The sequence below is a fragment of the Streptomyces sp. NPDC053432 genome, assembly GCF_055585365.1.
Genome location: NZ_JBVJKF010000002.1, coordinates 458,643 through 475,639 on the forward strand (window position 1 = coordinate 458,643; position 16,997 = coordinate 475,639).

The window sequence follows — 16,997 nt, forward strand, 5'->3', positions numbered from 1 at the left end:
GCGGTGATCGGCTGAGTTAGTGTCGGCGTGTACGCCAACGGAGAACAGAGAACATGCCGGAAGGCGGCGCGACACCCGAGGGGGCTTGCTGATGACCCGCAAAGAGCGCTGGCAGAGGCTGCTGGATCTGCTCGTGGAGCAGGGCGAGCTGGAGGTGGAGCCGGCCGCGGACGCCCTCGGCGTGTCCGCCGCGACCATCCGCCGCGACCTCGACCAGCTCGCCGAGCAGCAGTTGCTGGTCCGCACGCGCGGCGGGGCCGCCCCGCACGGAGTCTCGTACGAACTCCCCCTGCGCTACCGCACGTCGCGGCGGGCCGCCGAGAAGCAGCGGATCAGCGGAGCGGTGGCGGCGCTGATCGGCCCGGGCGAGGTGATCGGCCTGACGGGCGGCACCACGACCACCGAGGTCGCCCGCGCCCTGGCCGGACGCCCGGACCTGGCCGCGGGATCGCCGGGGCTGACGGTGGTCACCAACGCCCTCAACATCGCGAGCGAGCTCGTGATCCGTCCCCAGTTCAAGATCGTACTGACGGGGGGTGTGGCCCGGCCCCAGTCGTACGAGCTCACGGGCCCCCTCGCCGAACAGGTGCTGGGGAGGCTGTCGGTGGACACGGCGGTGCTCGGCGTGGACGGCTTCGATCCGGCGGACGGCGCGGCGACCCGGCACGAGGACGAGGCGTCGATCAACCGCCTGCTGTGCGAGCGGGCGGGCCGCGTGGTGATCGCGGCCGACTCCAGCAAGCTCGGCGTACGGGCCTTCGCCCGCATCTGCGAAACCTCGGCGGTGGACGTGCTGGTCACGGACACGGGCCTGTCGGCGGCGGTCGCGGAACGGTTCACGGAGGCGGGGGTGGAAGTGGTACGGGTCTGAGCCGGGCCCGGGGCGGCGGACCCGGCGCGGCGCAGCCCGGCCCACCCCTGCACGGCGCAGCCCGGCACGGCGCCGCCCAGCCCGGCCCGCGCCCGGCACGGCCCCGCCCGGCGCAGCGCGGCCGGGCGCAGCGCCGGGCGGCTCGGCGCGGCGTCGGGGGTCGGCCGCGGGTCGCCCGGGGGGCGGGGGCGACGGCGTGATCACCGGTGCGGGTGGCGGTGGGTAGCCTCGGGGGTCCGACCACCGCCCGAAAGGACCGACGACATGTCCGTGCCGCAGTCCGTGGACCGCGCGCTGGCCCTGCTGGACCTGGTGGCCGATGCGCCGGGGCCCGTGACCGCGAAAGCTCTCGCGCGGCGCGTGGGGTGTTCCCTGTCCACCGCGTACCACCTGCTGGGTCCGCTGACGGCGCGCGGGTATCTGGTGCGGGGACCCGAGGGGTACGCTCCGGGCCCGCGGGTGCCCGCCCTGCACCGGTCGTTCCAGCGGCACCTGGGCACCGGGACCGCGGTCGCCGCGCTGCTGCCGCACGTACGGCGGGCCACCGGCGCCGAGGCGTACTTCACCGCCTACAGCGGCGGACGCATCACCGTCATCGACAGCACCACGCCGCTGACCGACTCCGAGGACCCGTTCGCGCCCGGCCCGGAAACCCGCGCGCACGCCACGGCGCACGGCAAGGTGCTGCTCGCCCCGCTCTCCCGGGCCGAACGGCGGCGCTACCTCTCCGACCACGGGATGGCACGCCTGACGGAGCACACGATCACCGACGAGCGGCGTTTCGAGGCGGAGCTCGCGGGCGTCCGCAGCCGGGGCGTCGCGGTCTCCGTCGGCGAGGCGGACCCGGCCTACACCTGTCTGGCCGTGCCGCTGCCCTCCCGTCCGGACCACGCCCTGTCCGTCTCCCTCCCCCTCGCGGACTTCCGGCGCCGGCGGGCGGAGATCAGCTCCCTCCTCGTGCTGGCCGCGGCCGCGTTTCCGGCAGGGCCGGAATGAGCCCGTCCCCGGCTGGCCGCCGGCCCCGGCGCGCCGCATCGTAGAGCCATGATCTTCATCGCCGTGCGCTTCACCGTCCGTCCCGAGCACTCCGACGCGTGGCTGTCCCTCGTGGGCCCCTTCACCGAGGCGACCCGTGCCGAACCGGGCAACCTCTTCTTCGACTGGTCCCGCAGCGTCGAGGACCCCCACAGGTTCACGCTGCTGGAGGCGTTCGCGGACGACGACGCCGCCGTCGCCCACGTCGAGTCCGACCACTTCACCGCCGGGCTCGCCGCCATGGCCACCGCCATCGCCGAGACCCCCGAAATCATCAACGTGACCATTCCCGGCCGGACCGGCTGGGATCCCATGGCGGAGCTGGCCCCGCGGGCCTGACCCGGCCCCCTGGACCCGGCCCCCTGGCCCGGCCCCCGGGGAACGCACGAAGGGGCGGACCCGCTCCGGCCGGACCGGGCGATCACGACAAGCGACGCCGGACCCCCGCTCAGTGCTCCGGCAGCCGCTCCGACTCCCGTACCAGGGCCGCGAGGACCGGGGCGATCAGCGGGTGGGATTCGGCACCGCGGCGGGTCGCCGCGAAGACCCGGCGGGTGGCGGCCGGACCCTCGGCGGGGCCACCGGCCGGGGCGACGGGGCGGACCTGGACCTCCTTGAGGTCCATGCCGCGCAGGGCGGACCGCGGGACCAGGGCGACCCCCGCCCCGGCGCCCACCAGTGCCGTGACCGCGCGGAAGTCGTCGGAGGAGTGCACGAACCGGGGCTGGAAGCCCGCCAGTTCGCACGCCAGCAGCGTCACGTCGTGGCACGGGTTGCCCGGGTACTGGCCCACCCAGTCCGAGTCGGACAGGTCCGCCAGCGACACCGCCGGGAGGTCGGCCAGGGGGTGCCCGGAGGGGAGCACCGCATCGAAGGGTTCCGCGTACAGCGGCAGCACCGACAGCCGCCCGTCGTCCGCTCCCGGCGCGCCCCGGTACTCGACGGCGAGGGCCACGTCGGCCTCGCCGTCCAGCAGCAGCGGCAGGCTCTGGTCCCCCTCCGCGTCCCGGACCCGCAGCCGGATGCCGGGGTGTTCACGGGCCAGCCGGGCGATGGCCGGGGCCAGTACCTCGGCGATGCCCGTGGCGAAGGCGGCCACGGTGACCTCGCCCGCGGAGCCGCCCGCGTAGGCGGCGAGTTCGGCTTCGGCCCGCTCCAGCTGCGCCAGCACCTCGTGCGCGTGCCCGAGCAGGATCTCGCCGGCCGCCGTGAGCCGGACGCCCCGGCCGCTGCGGGTGAGCAGCGCGTGCCCCGTCTCCTGCTCCAGTGCCGCGAGCTGCTGGGAGACCGCGGAGGGAGTGAGGTACAGGGCTGCGGCCGCGGCGGTCACCGTACGGTGGTCCGCCACGGCCCGCAGGATGCGCAGCCGGCGGGGATCGATCACCCCACCATTGTCTCAGGCAGCGCAGGTCACCGGGCCCGCGCGGCCCCCACGGGCTGCTCAGGCCTCCTGGCCCTCCAGCGCCGCACGGGCGTCCGTGAACGCCGCCACCGCGCGCTCCACGTCCGCCGTGGAGTGGGCCGCCGAGAGCTGGACGCGGATACGGGCCGCGCCCATCGGAACCACCGGGTACGAGAAGCCGATCACGTACACGCCGCGCTCCAGCAGGAGCTCCGCCATCCGGGCCGCCTTCGCCGCGTCGCCGATCATCACGGGGGCGATGGCGTGGTCGCCGGGCAGGATCTCGAAGCCGGCCTCGGTCATCTTCGTACGGAAGAGCGCGGTGTTGGCGGCGAGGTGCTCGCGCAGGTCACCGGCGGACTCCAGCAGGTCGAGGACCTTCAGCGAGGCCGCCGCGATGACCGGGGCGAGGGAGTTGGAGAAGAGGTACGGGCGCGAGCGCTGGCGCAGCAGCTCGACGATCTCGGCGCGGGCCGCGACGTAGCCGCCGGACGCGCCGCCGAGGGCCTTGCCGAGGGTGCCGGTGATGATGTCGACGCGGTCCATGACGCCGTGCAGCTCGGGGGTGCCGCGGCCGCCGGGGCCGACGAAGCCGACGGCGTGCGAGTCGTCGACCATCACCATGGCGTCGTAGCGCTCGGCCAGGTCGCAGATCTCCCCGAGCGGGGCGACGTAGCCGTCCATGGAGAAGACGCCGTCGGTGACGATCAGCTTGCGGCGGGCGCCGCCCTCGGTGGCCTCCTTCAGGCGCGCCTCCAGCTCGGCCATGTCGCGGTTGGCGTAGCGGAAGCGGCGGGCCTTCGACAGCCGGATGCCGTCGATGATCGAGGCGTGGTTGAGGGCGTCGGAGATGACTGCGTCCTCGGCGCCGAGCAGGGTCTCGAAGACGCCGCCGTTGGCGTCGAAGCAGGAGGAGTAGAGGATCGTGTCCTCCTGGCCGAGGAAGGAGGACAGGCGCGCCTCCAGCTCCTTGTGCACCTCCTGGGTGCCGCAGATGAAGCGGACGGAGGCCATGCCGTAGCCCCAGCGGTCCAGGGCGTCCTTCGCCGCGGCGACGACCTCGGGGTGGTCGGCCAGGCCGAGGTAGTTGTTGGCGCAGAAGTTCAGGACCTCACCCGGGGCACCGCCGGCGGTCACCGCGACGGCGGCGCTCTGCGGGGTGCCGATGACGCGCTCGGGCTTGTGCAGGCCGGCGGCACGGATTTCGTCGAGGGTGGCGCGGAGGTCTTCGCGGACGGTCTCGAACATACTGCGTTCTCCTTGTGCGGTGTGCCGTTCCGGCGGGGCGGAGGCGGACGTGAGGGGGCCGGACCCCGCGGAGGGGGGAGGGTGTGCGGGGTCCGGCCGGAGGGAGATGGTCTGTGGAACGCGGAAACGGGGCGGGCCGGCGAGGGCCGCCGCGACGCCGGGTTACGCCGTCCAGTCCAGGATGATCTTGCCGCTGCGGGCGGTGGCGGCCTCGTCGAAGGCCGCCTCGAAGTCGCGGTGCGAGTAGCGGCCGGTGATGACCGGGGTGAGGTCGAGGCCGCCCTCCAGCAGCACCGTCATCGCGTACCAGGTCTCGAACATCTCGCGGCCGTAGATGCCCTTGATGGTGATCATCGAGGTGACGACCTTCGCCCAGTCCACCGGGAACTCCTGCGCCGGCAGGCCCAGCATGGCGATCCGGCCGCCGTGCGTCATGTTGTCGATCATGTCGCGCATGGCCTCGGCGCGGCCGGACATCTCCAGGCCGATGTCGAAGCCCTCGCGCAGGCCCAGCTGCGCCTGCGCGTCCGCGATGGAGCGCTCGGCCACGTTCACCGCGAGCGTGGCGCCCGCCTTGCGGGCGATCTCCAGCCGCTCGGGGCTGACGTCCGTGATGACCACGTTGCGCGCGCCGGCGTGCCGGGCCACGGCCGCCGCCATGATCCCGATCGGGCCCGCACCGGTGATCAGCACGTCCTCGCCGACCAGCGGGAAGGACAGCGCGGTGTGCACGGCGTTGCCGAAGGGGTCGAAGATGGCGGCCACGTCCAGGTCGACCTCGGTGCGGTGCACCCAGACGTTCTGCGCGGGCAGGACCACGTACTCGGCGAAGGCGCCGTCACGGCCGACCCCGAGGCCGATGGTGCTGCGGCACAGGTGGCGGCGGCCGGCCAGACAGTTGCGGCACTTGCCGCACACCAGGTGGCCCTCGCCGCTGACGAGCGCGCCCACCTCGATGTCACGGACGTCCGCGCCCAGCGCCGCGACCTCGCCGACGAACTCGTGGCCCAGGACCAGCGGGGTCCTGACGGCGCCCTGCGCCCAGCCGTCCCAGGAACGGATGTGCAGATCGGTCCCGCAGATGCCGGTGCGCAGCACCTTGATCAGCACGTCGCCCGGACCGTAGTCGGGCTCGGGTACGTCCATGAGCCACAGCCCGGGCTCGGCCTTGTGCTTGACGAGTGCCTTCATGGCGGTGGCTCCAGGCATGCGGAAGGGGTCGCCGCGGGCGTGCGGGCCCGTACGGCGTCGGTGACGGCACCAATCTGCCGATCGGCGCGGTGATCAGTCCATCGAGACTTTCTTAAGCGGGTCGACAGCGCAGCTTCACGCCTATGCTCCTCCAGTGACGGGGCAGGGTCCCGGGCCGGAACGACGGTCCGGGGAAAAGGGGAGGTGAGGGGCGTGCCGAGTCTGCGCAGCAGGGCGCTGTCGGCGGCGCTGATCGCGGCGGGCAGGCGAAGACGGTTCGCGAGCGCCGAGGCGGTACGGACCCGGGTCGCGGAGTCCGCGCGGCGGCCCGCGTCGCATCTTCCGCCCCGCTCACTGGGCCGGGTCGCCGAGATCGCGCGGACGTTCGTCGGCGCCTGGCCGGTGTACGACGTCTCGCCCCGTGGGACCGAGCCGGAGACCCGGGTGCTGTACGTGCACGGCGGCGGGTACATCAACGAGCTGGTCCGCCCGCACTGGGCGTTCATCCGGCATCTGGTCGTCCAGGCACGGGCCCGGGTGGTCGTGCCCGCGTACATCCTGGCTCCGCGCGGCACCGCGGACCGCACGGTCCCCGTCGCCGCGGACCTGCTCAGCGGCCTGATCGAGAGCGGCGGCGCCGGCGGCACCGTGCTCATCGGGGACTCCGCGGGCGCCGGGCTGGCGCTGGCCGCCGCGCAGCGGCTGCGCGACCGGACGGGGGCGCAGCCGTCCCGGATCGTACTGATCTCGCCCTGGCTGGACGTGACCCTGAGCCATCCGGACCAGGCACTGATCGAGGCCGCCGATCCGATGCTGGCCCGCCCCGGGCTGCGGGAGGCCGGGCGGCTGTACGCCGGGACCCTCGCCGCCGAAGATCCGCGGGTGAGCCCGCTGCACGGGTCCTTCTCGGGGCTGGCGCCGCTGACGGTGTTCACCGGCACCCGGGACGTGCTGACCACGGACAGCAGGGAGCTGCTGACCCGGGCCCTCGCGGCCGAGGTGGACGTGGAGTTCCACGAGGAGCCGGGACTGCCGCACGGGTACCCGCTGCTGCCGGTGCCGGAGGGGCGGGCGGCGCGGGAGCGGATCGTGGAACTGATCCGGGCCACGGCGGACGCCTGACCTCCGCTCTCGCGCGCTGCCACGTCTCCGGCGTCCCCGGCCTACGCCGTGCAGGTCATCAGGGAGCTGACCGGCCAGGCCCGGTACCCCGTCCAGTACTCCTCGTCGCGCACCGGGTCCGCGGGCGGGGTCCGGGTCGGCTGCCAGCCGACGGTGGTGAACCCCGCCTCGACGGCCGCTTCGGCGAGGTCGGCGTGGGCCCATTCGCGGAACTCGAAGGGCACCGGCGGCTCGGTGAGGAAGTGCGCCTTGAGCAGGGGCGCGTCGCCCTCCGGGAGCCGGTCGATGATCCGCAGCCCGTACGGGGACCAGTCCACGCGGGGGAACGCCCCGGCGTTGGGCACGATGGCGAGGAGCTTGCCGCCGTCGCGCAGATTGGCGCGGACGGACCGGAACATCGCGTGCAGGGAACCGCGGTCGGGTGCGTGGTTGAACAGGTAGACGGCGGTGGCGAGGTCGAACGGGCCGAGGTCCGGGAGGCCCGCGGCGTCGGCGACGTGGTACTCGATCTCCGACCGGTCGCCGTCCGCCGCGCGCCCGGTCGTCTCGTGCGCGCGGGCCAGCCTGATCATCTCCGCGGAGATGTCCACGCCGACCGTCCGGCGGGCCCCGCCGCGGGCCAGCAGCCGGGTGTTGTGGCCGTGTCCGCAGGCCAGGTCGAGGGTGTCGAGCCCGCGGACCCCGCCGAGTTCGTCGAGCGCGCCGAGGAGGGTGTGGGTGTCGGCCGCCGAGAAGGCGGCCGTGCTCTTCGATTCCGCGTAACGCTCGCCGATGGCGTCGTACTGGTAGCGCATGCTCTGCCTTCCGGTGGCCTGCCGGGGTGGGGGACGCGTGCGTATGGTGCCCCGACACGCGGCCGCCTGCGGCGCCTGCGGCCGCATGTCCCCCGGACGAGGTAAGCGGTCGGCCCAGTACCTCGGGGACGGCTCGGCGCCACCCGGATGCCGAGCGGATCCGCGCGGGACCGCCGGCGTGCGTTGCCCGCCGCCGAGGGCGCATCCTGGCGGTGTGACCGCGAGAGGGGACAGCCCAGGACCGGCCCCCGACGCCACGGCCGAGGCGCTCGCGCGTGGCACGGCGCGTGCCGTGGAGGCCGTCGGCGGGTACGCGGGCGGGGTCTACCTGCGCTCGCGCACCGACGAACTGCTGCTGGCCGTGCTCATGGGCCTGCCGGGCGAGCTGTTCCGCTCCTGGTGGCGGATGCAGGTGAACCGCCCCTATCCGGTGGCGGAGGCGTACCGTACCGGGCAGTCCGTGCACCTGCCCGACCCCGAGTCGGCCATGCGGCGCTTCCCCCAGCTGATGGCGGGGCTGCCGTTCCCCTTCGGTTCGCTGTTCGAGCCGGTGACCGCCGGGGCGGAGCGGTTCGGGGTGCTGATGGTGCTGCGCCCGGCGACCCCCGGCAGGGCCGTGGCGGCCGCCGACCGGGAACGGATCCGCGAGGCCGCGGCCGACCTGGCCCGTGAGCTCGCGGCGCTCACCGCGGCCGGGGAGCCGGTGGTCTGGGAGGGTGACCCGGAGTACCTGCCGCCGCGTCCCGGCGGGGGCGCCCACGCCGCGGTGGACCGGCTCGCGCAGGCCCTGCTGTCCGTGGACCGGGAGGGCAGGATCCGCTTCGCGAACGCGGCCGCCGGGGCGATGTTCGGCATCGGTGAGGACCGGCTGCTGGGGCAGGTGCTGTGGAAGGCGGCGCCCTGGCTCGGGAGGCGCGCCTACGAGGACCACTTCCGGGCGGTGTTCCTGTCGGGCGAGGCGGTGCACTTCCCGGTCCTGCGCGGCCGGCACCGGCCCCGGGAATGGCTGTCGGTGGACCTGTACCCCGGCTCCGACGGGGTGACCGTGCTGATCGGCGCCGCCGAGCAGCCCGACTACCCTCCCGAGTCCGCGGACCGGCCGACCGCGAACATCGGCTCGGTGGCCGACCGGGCCTCGGCCCTGTACCGCCCGGTGGCCCTGGCGATCGCGCTGACGGAGGCGGTCACGGCCCGCCAGGTGTCGGCGGTCGTCACCGACGAGCTGCTCCCGGCCTTCGGCGGCCGTCAGCTGGCGATCTACCTGCTCGACGAGCGGCATCTGTACCTGGCCTGGGAGACCGGGTTCCCGAAGGGTTTCCTCGACCGGTTCGACGGCGTCTCGCTCGAGGCGGAGCTGCCCGGCGTGGAGACGCTGACCTCGGGGCGGGCGATGTTCTTCGAGTCGATGGAGAGGCTGGCCGGCGCCTACCCGGGGATCCCGCTGGACGCGCACGTCGGTGCCCGCGCCTTCCTCCCGCTGATCGCCTCCGGCCGGCCGGTGGGCTCCTGCATCCTCGGCTTCGACGCACCGCGCGACTTCAGCCCGGAGGAGCGCACGGTGCTGACGGCGCTGGCCGGGCTGATCGCACAGGCCCTGGAACGGGCCAAGCGGTACGACAACGAGGCGGCCCGCGCCCGGGGCCTCCAGTCGGCGCTGCTGCCGCACCGGCTGCCGGTGCGCGAGCACGTGGACACGGTGGCCCGCTACCTGCCGGGGTCGGTCGGCATGGACGTCGGCGGCGACTGGTACGACGTGATCGAGACGGACGACGGCCTGCTGGCGCTGGTCATCGGGGACGTCCAGGGCCACGGCGTGGCGGCCGCGGCAACCATGGGGCAACTCCGCAGCGCGGTACGGGCCTTCGCGCTGATCGGCAGTTCCCCGCAGGAGGTGGCGAGCGGGACCAACCGGCTGCTCATCGACCTGGATCCGGGCCAGTTCGCCAGCTTCTGCTACGTGTTGCTCGACCCCGTGTCGGGAGCGGCGCGGGCGGTGCGGGCCGGGCACCCCCAGCCGCTGATGCGGCACCCCGACGGCCGGGCCGAGGTGCTCGACCTGGCGGGCGGGGTGGTGCTCGGCATCGACCCGAAGGCCTCGTATCCGGTGACGGAACTGCGGCTGGCGACGGGCTCGGTGCTCGCCCTGTACACCGACGGGCTGGTCGAGAAGCCGGGTACCGACATCGACGTCGGTGTGGAGCGGCTGCGGGCGGCGCTCGCCGCGGCGGGGCCGGCGCCGCTGACCGAGATGGCCGACCGGCTGATCGGGGAGGCGGGCAGCTCCCCCGACCGGCCGGACGACATCGCCCTCCTGCTGGCCTCCCGCACGGGCGGCGCCCCGTAGATCCCCTGGGCGGCCGGTGTGCGGGCACGGCGCGGTGGGCAGGCCCACGGGCCGCGCCGGAGGCGGGTAGGGGAAGGTCACCGCGGCTGTGGCCGAGCGGTCCGGGCGCCCGGACGTGTCGCCGGCGGCACGGTATCGGCGGCGGGCGGGCCGCCCGGCTCCCGACGGGCAGCGACTTCAGGACCGGCGGACGGCACCGCCACGCCCGGGCCCGCCGACCGCCGGGCGGCGTCCGCATGCCGGACGGCGTCCGGCAAAGCGGAGGGAAATTCTTCGGCGCGGGAGCTGCGGTTATCGCACCCGTCATCCATGCCGTTTTAACACGCTCTTTACGCCGCCACCGGTGCCCGCACCCGCCACCTACAACGGAATCCGCAGGTGAACAGCTATTGACCTGCGGTTCTCGCGGAGATTGCATGTCGGCCCGGGAGCCACGGAACCACTGCTCACCACCGCCCCGGAGGCGATACAGCTCCCGCGCTCATTTCCCCCCGCTCTGCCGATCGGAACACCGCACCGATGACTGACACGATCAGCGCACCTCAGGCCCTCTCCCCCGCCACGGGGCCCGCGCCCCAGAAGCTCAAGCGTTCCATCGGCGTCGTCGGCGGCACTCTGCTGACGCTCTCGTGCGTGACGCCCGCCTCGACCCTCTTCGTCCTCGTGCCCGACCTGTTCGCGGACCTCGGCACGTGGACCGCGCTGACCATCGCGATCGGCTCACTGCTCTGTATCGGCGTCGCGTTCTGCTACTCGGAGCTCGGGACGCTCATCCCCAGCGCCGGCGGCGAGTACGCGATGGTGTCCACCATGGCCGGCCGGCTCGCCGGATGGCTGGTGTTCGTGATGTCCCTCCTGGTCGTCATGATCGTGCCACCCGTGATCGCCATGGGTACGGCCGACTATCTGGCCCCGGTGGTCGAGATACCGGCGCCCGTCGCCGGCGCCGCCGTGATGCTGCTCGCCACCCTCGCCGGTCTCCTCGACCTGCGGGCCAACGCCTGGATCACCGGTGTGTTCCTGGTGCTCGAAGTGATCGCCGCGGCGCTCGTCGCCGTACTGGGCTTCGCCCACACCGAGCGCGGCGCCGACGCGCTCGTGCACGGCACGGTCGCGGCCGAGGGCGGTGGCATCTCCACCGTCACCGCGATGATGGTCGTCTCCGGGCTCGCCATCGCCCTCTTCATCACCCAGGGCTTCTCCACCGCCGTCTACCTCTCGGAGGAGCTCGAGCACCCCAAGCGCAACGTGCCCCGCACCGTGCTCGCCACCCTCGCCATCTCCAGCGCGGTCATCCTGGTCCCGGTCATCGCCATCACCATGGGCGCCCCCGACCTTGAGGCGCTGGCCGCCGGTGACATCGGCGGGATGGTGACCGCCTGGTCGAACTCCGCGGTCGGCACCTTCGTCAGCCTCTGCGTGGCCCTGGCCATCATCAACGCGGGCATCGTCATGGTCATCCAGAACTCCCGCGTGCTGTTCGCCTCCGCCCGCGACCGTGCCTGGCCGATGCCGGTGAACCACGCCCTGGCCAAGCTGGGCCGCTTCGGCTCCCCGTGGGTGGCGACGCTGATCGTCGGTCTCCCCGGTGCGGCGCTGTGCTTCGTCAACCTCGACACCCTCGCGGGGGTCACGGGCGTCTCCGTGACCGGCATGTACCTGCTCGTCGCGGTCGCCGCACTGTTCAGCCGCCGCAAGGCGCACGGCCAGGCCGTCGCCTGGCGGATGCCGCTGTGGCCGGCCGTGCCGATCGTCCTGATCCTCGTCTTCGTGTACATCCTGACCCAGCAGGAGACCGCCTACCTGCTCTGGACCGGCGGGATCACCGCCGTGGCCACGCTGTACTGGGCGCTGTACCTGCGTCCGCGCCAGGACACCCGCTGGCTGGTCACCATCTCTGAGGACGACCTGGGCACGGAGGCGTAGCCCGCCCGGCCCCGGGTCAACTCCCGAGGCTGATCACGACCTTGCCGAACGGCGGGTCAACCTCGTAGGTCCGGTAGGCCGTGTGCACTTCCTCGAAGGAGTGCACACGGCCTATCTGCGGTCGCAGTCCGTGTGCCGTGACGGCGCGGTTCATCGCCTCGAACCGCTCCCGGCTGCCGACGAACTCGCGGCGGATCGTGGCGAGGCTCGACGCGTACGCCCCGTTCGAGACCTCGATCCCCGGCTTGCGCGCGCTGCCGGTGATGAGCAGGGCGATCTGGCCGTAGAGGGAACTGGCGCGCAGCGACTGCTCGATCGTGTCCGGGCCGCCCGTCTCGACGACCAGGTCGGCGCCGAGCCCGTCGGTGGCCTCCCTGACCTGCGTGCTCCATTCCGGGTGGCGCCGGTAGTTCACGACCGCGTCGGCGCCCAGTGCCTTGAGGCGGCCTGCCTTCTCCTCGTCCGATGTGGTCGACACGACCCGGAGGCCCATCAGCTTCGCGAACTGCACGGCGAAGAGGGCGACCGGGCCGGTGCCGAGGGTGAGCACGGTCTGCCCGGGGAGCAGGGCTTCGCCGCCGGTCAGCGCGGACCACGCGGTCAGCGCCGCGCACGGCAGCGTGGCCGCCTCCTCCCAGGTCAGGTGGGCCGGGACGGCCACCGCCCACTGCTCGTCCAGCACGGCGTACTCCGCGAGCATCCCGTCGATGGTGCAGCCCGGCTGGTCGATGGCGTCCGGGGTGATCCGGCCCGTGCGCCAGCGCGGGAAGTAGGAGGAGGAGACGCGGTCGCCGACCGCGAACCGGGTCACGGCCTCCCCCACGGCGACGACCTCGCCCGCGCCGTCGCTGAGCGCGATCACCCCGGGGGCGGCGGGCAGCGGGTACCGGCCGTGGAGGATCATCAGGTCGCGCCTGTTGAGGGAGGCGGCGCGGACGGCGACCACGATGTCGGTGGGGCCGGCCGGTTCCGGGACGGCCGGTCCGTGTTCGCGCAGCACGATCCCGTCGATGTCGCCCGGTGTTTCCAGGTGGTACGCACGCATCTTCGCCTCCGGCGGTCGTCACGGGTCGTCTCTTCGACCCCGCCGATGTTCCGGTCCGCGGGACACGTGCGGCAATTCCCTCCGGGGAATCGCGGGATCCGCCGGGCAGCGGCTAGAAAGGGGCCATGGCCCCCACCGCTGTCGCGTCCACGTCACCCTCTCCGTTCGGGCACGAGCTGCGCCGCAGGCGGACGCTGCGCCGCGTCAGCCAGCTCGAACTGGCCGTGCTCGCCGGGACCACCCAGCGCCATCTCAGCTTCGTGGAGAGCGGCCGGTCGCTGCCGGGCCGGGCGATGGTCGTACGGCTCGCCGAGGCGCTGGGGCTGACCCTGCGCGAGCGCAACGCGCTGCTGCTGAAGGCCGGTTACGCACCCGCTTACGCGGAGACGCCGCGGGACGGGGCCGCGATCGAGCCGGCCATGACAGCCCTGGGGTCCATCCTGACCGGGCATCTGCCGTACCCGGCGGTGGTGGCGGGGGCGCGCGGCGAACTCGTCCTGGCCAACGAGGCGTTCGGGGTGCTGTCGGAGGGGGCGGCCGCGCATCTGCTGGAGCCGCCGGTGAACGTGCTGCGCCTGGCCCTGCACCCGGAGGGCATGGCGCCGCGCGTGGTGAACCTGGCGGCGTGGGGGCGGCACATCACGGAGAGCGTACGGGCGCGTGCCGCCGCCCACCCGGATCCGCAACTCGACGCGCTCCTGGCGGAGTTGACCGGCTACCTGCCGCCGGGGGCGGCACCGGGGCCGGACCACCTCGGCTTCGCCGTGCCGCTGCGGCTGCGCACCGGGGAGGGCGAGTTGAGGCTGCTGACCACCCTGACCTCCTTCGCGACGGCCGTGGACGTCACCCTGGCCGAGCTGCACCTGGAGGCGTTCCTGCCGGCCGACGCGGAGTCCGGCGACCTGCTCCGCCGCCGCGAGGAGGCCCGTACGGGCGGCGGGACGGGGGTCAGCCGGAGCCGCCGAGGGTGAGCGCGCTGTTGATCAGGCCGATGTGGCTGAACGCCTGCGGGTAGTTGCCGAGCTGGCGTCCGGCGGCGGGATCGTACTCCTCGGCGAGCAGGCCCACGTCGTTGCGTACCGCCAGCAGCCGTTCGAAGAGGTTCCGGGCCTCCTTCTCCCGGCCCGTCATGTGGAGGGCGTCGACCAGCCAGAACGAGCAGGCCAGGAAGGCTCCTTCGTCGCCGGGCAGTCCGTCGACGGACGCGCCCTCGGTGCTGTAGCGGCGGACCAGTCCGCTGCTGCCGAGTTCGGCCCGCACCGCGTCGACCGTGCCGATGACGCGCGGGTCGTCGGGGGGCAGGAAGCCGACCCTGGGGATGAGCAGGGTCGCCGCGTCGAGTTCGCGCGAGCCGTAGTACTGGGTGAAGGTGCCGCGCTCGGTGTCGTACCCGTTCTCGCAGACGTCCCGGTGCACCGCTTCGCGCATGGCCCGGAAGCGCTTCACGTCGCCGTCGAGTGAGGGGTCGGCCTCCAGGGTCCGCACGGCCCGGTCGGCGGCGACCCAGGCCATCACCTTGGAGTGCACGAAGTGGCGGCGCGGGCCGCGCACCTCCCACAGCCCTTCGTCGGGGCGGTGCCAGTTGCGCTCCAGGAAGTCGAGGAGTGCGATCTGGATCCGCCAGGCGTGGTGCTCGGCGGGCAGCCCCGCGGACCGGGCCAGGAAGAGGGAGTCGATGACCTCCCCGTACACGTCGAGCTGGAGCTGGTCGGCGGCCGCGTTGCCGACCCGCGCGGGGGCGGAGGCGGCGTAACCGCGCAGCCACGGCAGTTCGCTCTCGGGGATCCTGCGCTCGCCCCCGAGCCCGTACATGATCTGGAGGTCGGCGGGGTCACCGGCGACCGCGCGGAGCAGCCATCTGCGCCAGGCGCGGGCCTCCTCCAGGAAGCCGGTGGCGAGGAGCGAGTCCAGGGTGAGGGTGGAGTCGCGCAGCCAGCAGTAGCGGTAGTCCCAGTTGCGGACTCCGCCGATCTCCTCGGGCAGGGAGGTGGTGGCCGCGGCGGCGATGCCGCCGGTCGGGGCGTACGTGAGTGCCTTGAGGGTGATCAGGGAGCGGGTGACGGCTTCCCGGTAGGGGCCCTCGTAGCGGCACTGGGCGGTCCACTCGCGCCAGTCGGCGAGGCTCTGCTCCAGGGCGTCGTACGGGTCGACGGGCTCGGGGCGCGGCTCGTGCGAGGGGTGCCAGGTGAGTACGAAGGCGACGCGCTGGCCTTCGGCGACGGGGAACTGGGAGCGGGTGCTGTTGGCCTCCCCCCAGGTGCGGACCGGGGGTTCGCTGCGGAACCAGACGGAGTCGGGTCCGGCGATGGCGACGCGGTCGCCGTTGCTGCGGCGTACCCAGGGGACGACGTGGCCGTAGTCGAAGCGCAGGCGCAGGGTGCTGCCCATCCTGACCCGGCCGGAGATCCCCTCGACGATGCGGATCACCTCGGGGGCCACGTCGCGCTGCGGCATGAGGTCGATGACCTTGACGGCGCCGGTCTCCGTCTCCCAGTAGGACTCCAGGACCAGCGTGTCGTCCATGTACGCCCAGCGGGTGCACGGCTCGTCGTCTGCGGCGCCGAGGGGGGCGATCCGCCAGTGGCCGTTCTCCTCGTCGCCGAGGATCTTGGCGAAGCAGGCACCGGAGTCGAAGCGCGGCAGGCACAGCCAGTCGAGGGACCCGTCACGGCCGACCAGTCCGCTGGTCATCAGGTCGCCGATGAGTGCGTAGTCTTCGATGGGTTGTGTCATTTGTGCGTTCTTCCACCAAATGCCCGGGGTCAATCAGGACGGACCCCGGACCCCGGACATCCGGCGGGGAGTCAGCCGCGCACGAGGAGGAGGACGCCCGCGAGGACGACGCCGAGCGCGACGGCGAGGGCTCCGTGGGCCAGGCGGTGGGCCCGCAGGACGGGCAGGAAGCGGTCGGCGGCGTACCGCCCCGGGCCGGTCAGGGCGAGGGCCGCGGCGCCCGCCGTCAGGAGCAGTTCGTACTCGATGCCCTTCGGGGCGAAGAAGGAACCGGCGCCGTGGACGGCGATGGCGTTGATGAGGGTGCCGACGACGGCGGCCCCGGCGAGCGGGGTGAGCAGTCCGACGGCCAGGCCGAGGCCGCCGAGGGTCTCGGTCAGGCCGGCGAGGACGGCCATGGCGTCCCCGGCGGGGTAGCCGCTGGCGGTGAAGAACTGGCCGGTGCCGCTGATGCCGCCGCCCCCGAACCAGCCGAACAGCTTCTGGGAGCCGTGCGCGGCCATGGTCAGCCCGAGGACGAGGCGCAGGATCAGCAGGCCGACGTCATGGCCGGGGGTGGAGAGGGCCGCGGGGAGGGCGGTGGCGGCCGTGGGGGCGGCCGGCGACTTCGCCGCGGCGGCGGAGGTGCTGGTCATGGGGGGTTCGGTTCCTTCCGGAGGGGGCGGGCCGTGCAGGTTGTCCGCTTCGGGCGGTTCGCTCGGGTAGTTCAAATTCGAACCGCGCACCGACCCTAGCCAGTGATTCAAATTCAAACAACCCGTGTAGGGTGGAGCCATGGCTGATGCGGCTGACATGGCTGGTACGAGATGGCTGGACGAGCGCGAGATGCGGGCCTGGAGCGGGTTCCTGGCCGCGTCGGCCCTGGTCAACCGACGCCTCGACCAGCAGCTCAAGGACGACGCCGGGCTCTCGCACCCCCAGTACGAGATCCTCGTGCGGCTCGCCGCGGCGCCCGGCCGCGAGCTGCGGATGACCGAGCTCGCCAATGGCCTGATCAATTCCAAGAGCGGGCTCACGTATCAGGTCACACAGATGGAGAAGGCCGGGCTCGTCCGGCGCCGCAGCTGCCCCTCCGACGTCCGCGGGGTGTACGCCGTCCTCACCGACGCGGGCGCCGCCAAGCTGAGCGAGGCCGCGCCCGGGCACGTGGCGACGGTCCGGGAGGTGCTCGTCGACGTCCTGACCCCGGCGCAGCTGGACGCGCTCGCCGACGGGCTCGGCGAGGTCGGACGCAGGCTGCGCGCACAGGGCGCGTAGCGGTACGGTCGGCGGCAGCGCCGCCTCGG

At 73.5% G+C, this 16,997-nt stretch carries 15 protein-coding genes; 8 read left to right on the top strand and 7 right to left on the bottom strand.

The annotated features are described in order from the left end of the window. The first annotated feature begins 91 nt into the window (after window positions 1-91). The 3 genes from ACZ6Y1_RS05210 (at window position 92) to ACZ6Y1_RS05220 (ending at window position 2,245) form a co-directional block, all read left to right on the top strand. Window positions 92-871 (top strand): DeoR/GlpR family DNA-binding transcription regulator, encoded by a 780-nt coding sequence (locus tag ACZ6Y1_RS05210; protein WP_469623099.1) that lies wholly within the window; start codon window positions 92-94, stop codon window positions 869-871. A gap of 264 nt (window positions 872-1,135) precedes the next feature. After that, the gene (locus ACZ6Y1_RS05215) at window positions 1,136-1,867 is read left to right on the top strand and encodes an IclR family transcriptional regulator (protein WP_469623102.1); all 732 of its coding nucleotides are present in this window, start codon (window positions 1,136-1,138) and stop codon (window positions 1,865-1,867) included. Between the two features lie 48 nt (window positions 1,868-1,915). Next, window positions 1,916-2,245, top strand: coding sequence for a putative quinol monooxygenase (locus tag ACZ6Y1_RS05220; RefSeq protein WP_469623105.1), 330 nt, complete (start codon window positions 1,916-1,918; stop codon window positions 2,243-2,245). A 109-nt stretch (window positions 2,246-2,354) separates the two neighbouring features. Here the strand turns inward: ACZ6Y1_RS05220 and ACZ6Y1_RS05225 are convergent, their stop codons facing one another. The 3 genes from ACZ6Y1_RS05225 to tdh all read right to left on the bottom strand — a co-directional run bounded on the left by ACZ6Y1_RS05225 (window position 2,355) and on the right by tdh (window position 5,747). Further along, window positions 2,355-3,290 (bottom strand): LysR family transcriptional regulator, encoded by a 936-nt coding sequence (locus ACZ6Y1_RS05225; RefSeq protein WP_469623109.1) that lies wholly within the window; start codon window positions 3,288-3,290, stop codon window positions 2,355-2,357. A 57-nt stretch (window positions 3,291-3,347) separates the two neighbouring features. Further along, entirely contained in the window at window positions 3,348-4,556 is a 1,209-nt protein-coding gene (locus ACZ6Y1_RS05230; RefSeq protein ID WP_376656493.1) for a glycine C-acetyltransferase, read from the bottom strand. A 162-nt stretch (window positions 4,557-4,718) separates the two neighbouring features. Beyond that, window positions 4,719-5,747, bottom strand: a complete 1,029-nt coding sequence (tdh, locus tag ACZ6Y1_RS05235; RefSeq protein ID WP_469623700.1) for an L-threonine 3-dehydrogenase — start codon at window positions 5,745-5,747, stop codon at window positions 4,719-4,721. Window positions 5,748-5,960: 213 nt separating this feature from the next. On the opposite strand from tdh, the gene ACZ6Y1_RS05240 reads away from it, so the two are divergent. Beyond that, window positions 5,961-6,869, top strand: a complete 909-nt coding sequence (locus ACZ6Y1_RS05240; protein ID WP_469623117.1) for an alpha/beta hydrolase fold domain-containing protein — start codon at window positions 5,961-5,963, stop codon at window positions 6,867-6,869. A gap of 41 nt (window positions 6,870-6,910) precedes the next feature. On the opposite strand, the gene ACZ6Y1_RS05245 is transcribed toward ACZ6Y1_RS05240, so the two are convergent. Continuing rightward, entirely contained in the window at window positions 6,911-7,663 is a 753-nt protein-coding gene (locus ACZ6Y1_RS05245) for a class I SAM-dependent methyltransferase (protein ID WP_469623120.1), read from the bottom strand. A gap of 214 nt (window positions 7,664-7,877) precedes the next feature. Here ACZ6Y1_RS05245 and ACZ6Y1_RS05250 point away from each other — a divergent pair, with 214 nt between their 5' ends. Together ACZ6Y1_RS05250 and ACZ6Y1_RS05255 are read left to right on the top strand one after the other, a co-directional pair. Further along, window positions 7,878-10,007, top strand: a complete 2,130-nt coding sequence (locus ACZ6Y1_RS05250) for a GAF domain-containing SpoIIE family protein phosphatase (RefSeq protein WP_469623123.1) — start codon at window positions 7,878-7,880, stop codon at window positions 10,005-10,007. A 519-nt stretch (window positions 10,008-10,526) separates the two neighbouring features. Further along, window positions 10,527-11,933, top strand: coding sequence for an APC family permease (locus ACZ6Y1_RS05255; RefSeq protein WP_469623126.1), 1,407 nt, complete (start codon window positions 10,527-10,529; stop codon window positions 11,931-11,933). Between the two features lie 16 nt (window positions 11,934-11,949). Here ACZ6Y1_RS05255 and ACZ6Y1_RS05260 read toward each other — a convergent pair whose 3' ends face one another. Beyond that, window positions 11,950-12,978 carry a zinc-dependent alcohol dehydrogenase family protein gene (locus ACZ6Y1_RS05260; protein ID WP_469623130.1) on the bottom strand — a complete coding sequence of 343 codons (1,029 nt, stop codon included), beginning with the start codon at window positions 12,976-12,978 and terminating at the stop codon, window positions 11,950-11,952. Between the two features lie 125 nt (window positions 12,979-13,103). Between ACZ6Y1_RS05260 and ACZ6Y1_RS05265 the strand changes: the two genes are divergently transcribed. Beyond that, on the top strand, window positions 13,104-13,949 hold the full coding sequence (locus ACZ6Y1_RS05265) for a helix-turn-helix domain-containing protein (RefSeq protein WP_469623133.1): 846 nt from the start codon (window positions 13,104-13,106) through the stop codon (window positions 13,947-13,949). On the opposite strand, the gene ACZ6Y1_RS05270 is transcribed toward ACZ6Y1_RS05265, so the two are convergent. Together ACZ6Y1_RS05270 and ACZ6Y1_RS05275 are read right to left on the bottom strand one after the other, a co-directional pair. Continuing rightward, window positions 13,927-15,732, bottom strand: a complete 1,806-nt coding sequence (locus ACZ6Y1_RS05270; RefSeq protein WP_469623703.1) for a glycoside hydrolase family 15 protein — start codon at window positions 15,730-15,732, stop codon at window positions 13,927-13,929. The two genes, ACZ6Y1_RS05265 and ACZ6Y1_RS05270, sit on opposite strands and share 23 nt — an antisense overlap. Window positions 15,733-15,782: 50 nt before the next feature. After that, a complete protein-coding gene (locus ACZ6Y1_RS05275; RefSeq protein WP_469623136.1) occupies window positions 15,783-16,346 on the bottom strand; it encodes a DoxX family protein in 564 nt (187 codons plus the stop codon). A gap of 157 nt (window positions 16,347-16,503) precedes the next feature. On the opposite strand from ACZ6Y1_RS05275, the gene ACZ6Y1_RS05280 reads away from it, so the two are divergent. Beyond that, window positions 16,504-16,968, top strand: coding sequence for a MarR family winged helix-turn-helix transcriptional regulator (locus ACZ6Y1_RS05280; protein WP_469623706.1), 465 nt, complete (start codon window positions 16,504-16,506; stop codon window positions 16,966-16,968). Window positions 16,969-16,997: the final 29 nt, after the last annotated feature.

Bases quoted from the DNA above. Each gene is read 5' to 3' on its own strand.
- ACZ6Y1_RS05210 (WP_469623099.1), top strand. From the start codon at position 92: ATGACCCGCAAAGAGCGCTGGCAGAGGCTGCTGGATCTGCTCGTGGAG.
- ACZ6Y1_RS05215 (WP_469623102.1), top strand. From the start codon at position 1,136: ATGTCCGTGCCGCAGTCCGTGGACCGCGCGCTGGCCCTGCTGGACCTG.
- ACZ6Y1_RS05220 (WP_469623105.1), top strand. From the start codon at position 1,916: ATGATCTTCATCGCCGTGCGCTTCACCGTCCGTCCCGAGCACTCCGAC.
- ACZ6Y1_RS05230 (WP_376656493.1), bottom strand. From the start codon at position 4,556: ATGTTCGAGACCGTCCGCGAAGACCTCCGCGCCACCCTCGACGAAATC.
- tdh (WP_469623700.1), bottom strand. From the start codon at position 5,747: ATGAAGGCACTCGTCAAGCACAAGGCCGAGCCCGGGCTGTGGCTCATG.
- ACZ6Y1_RS05245 (WP_469623120.1), bottom strand. From the start codon at position 7,663: ATGCGCTACCAGTACGACGCCATCGGCGAGCGTTACGCGGAATCGAAG.
- ACZ6Y1_RS05255 (WP_469623126.1), top strand. From the start codon at position 10,527: ATGACTGACACGATCAGCGCACCTCAGGCCCTCTCCCCCGCCACGGGG.
- ACZ6Y1_RS05260 (WP_469623130.1), bottom strand. From the start codon at position 12,978: ATGCGTGCGTACCACCTGGAAACACCGGGCGACATCGACGGGATCGTG.
- ACZ6Y1_RS05265 (WP_469623133.1), top strand. From the start codon at position 13,104: ATGGCCCCCACCGCTGTCGCGTCCACGTCACCCTCTCCGTTCGGGCAC.
- ACZ6Y1_RS05275 (WP_469623136.1), bottom strand. From the start codon at position 16,346: ATGACCAGCACCTCCGCCGCCGCGGCGAAGTCGCCGGCCGCCCCCACG.
- ACZ6Y1_RS05280 (WP_469623706.1), top strand. From the start codon at position 16,504: ATGGCTGGTACGAGATGGCTGGACGAGCGCGAGATGCGGGCCTGGAGC.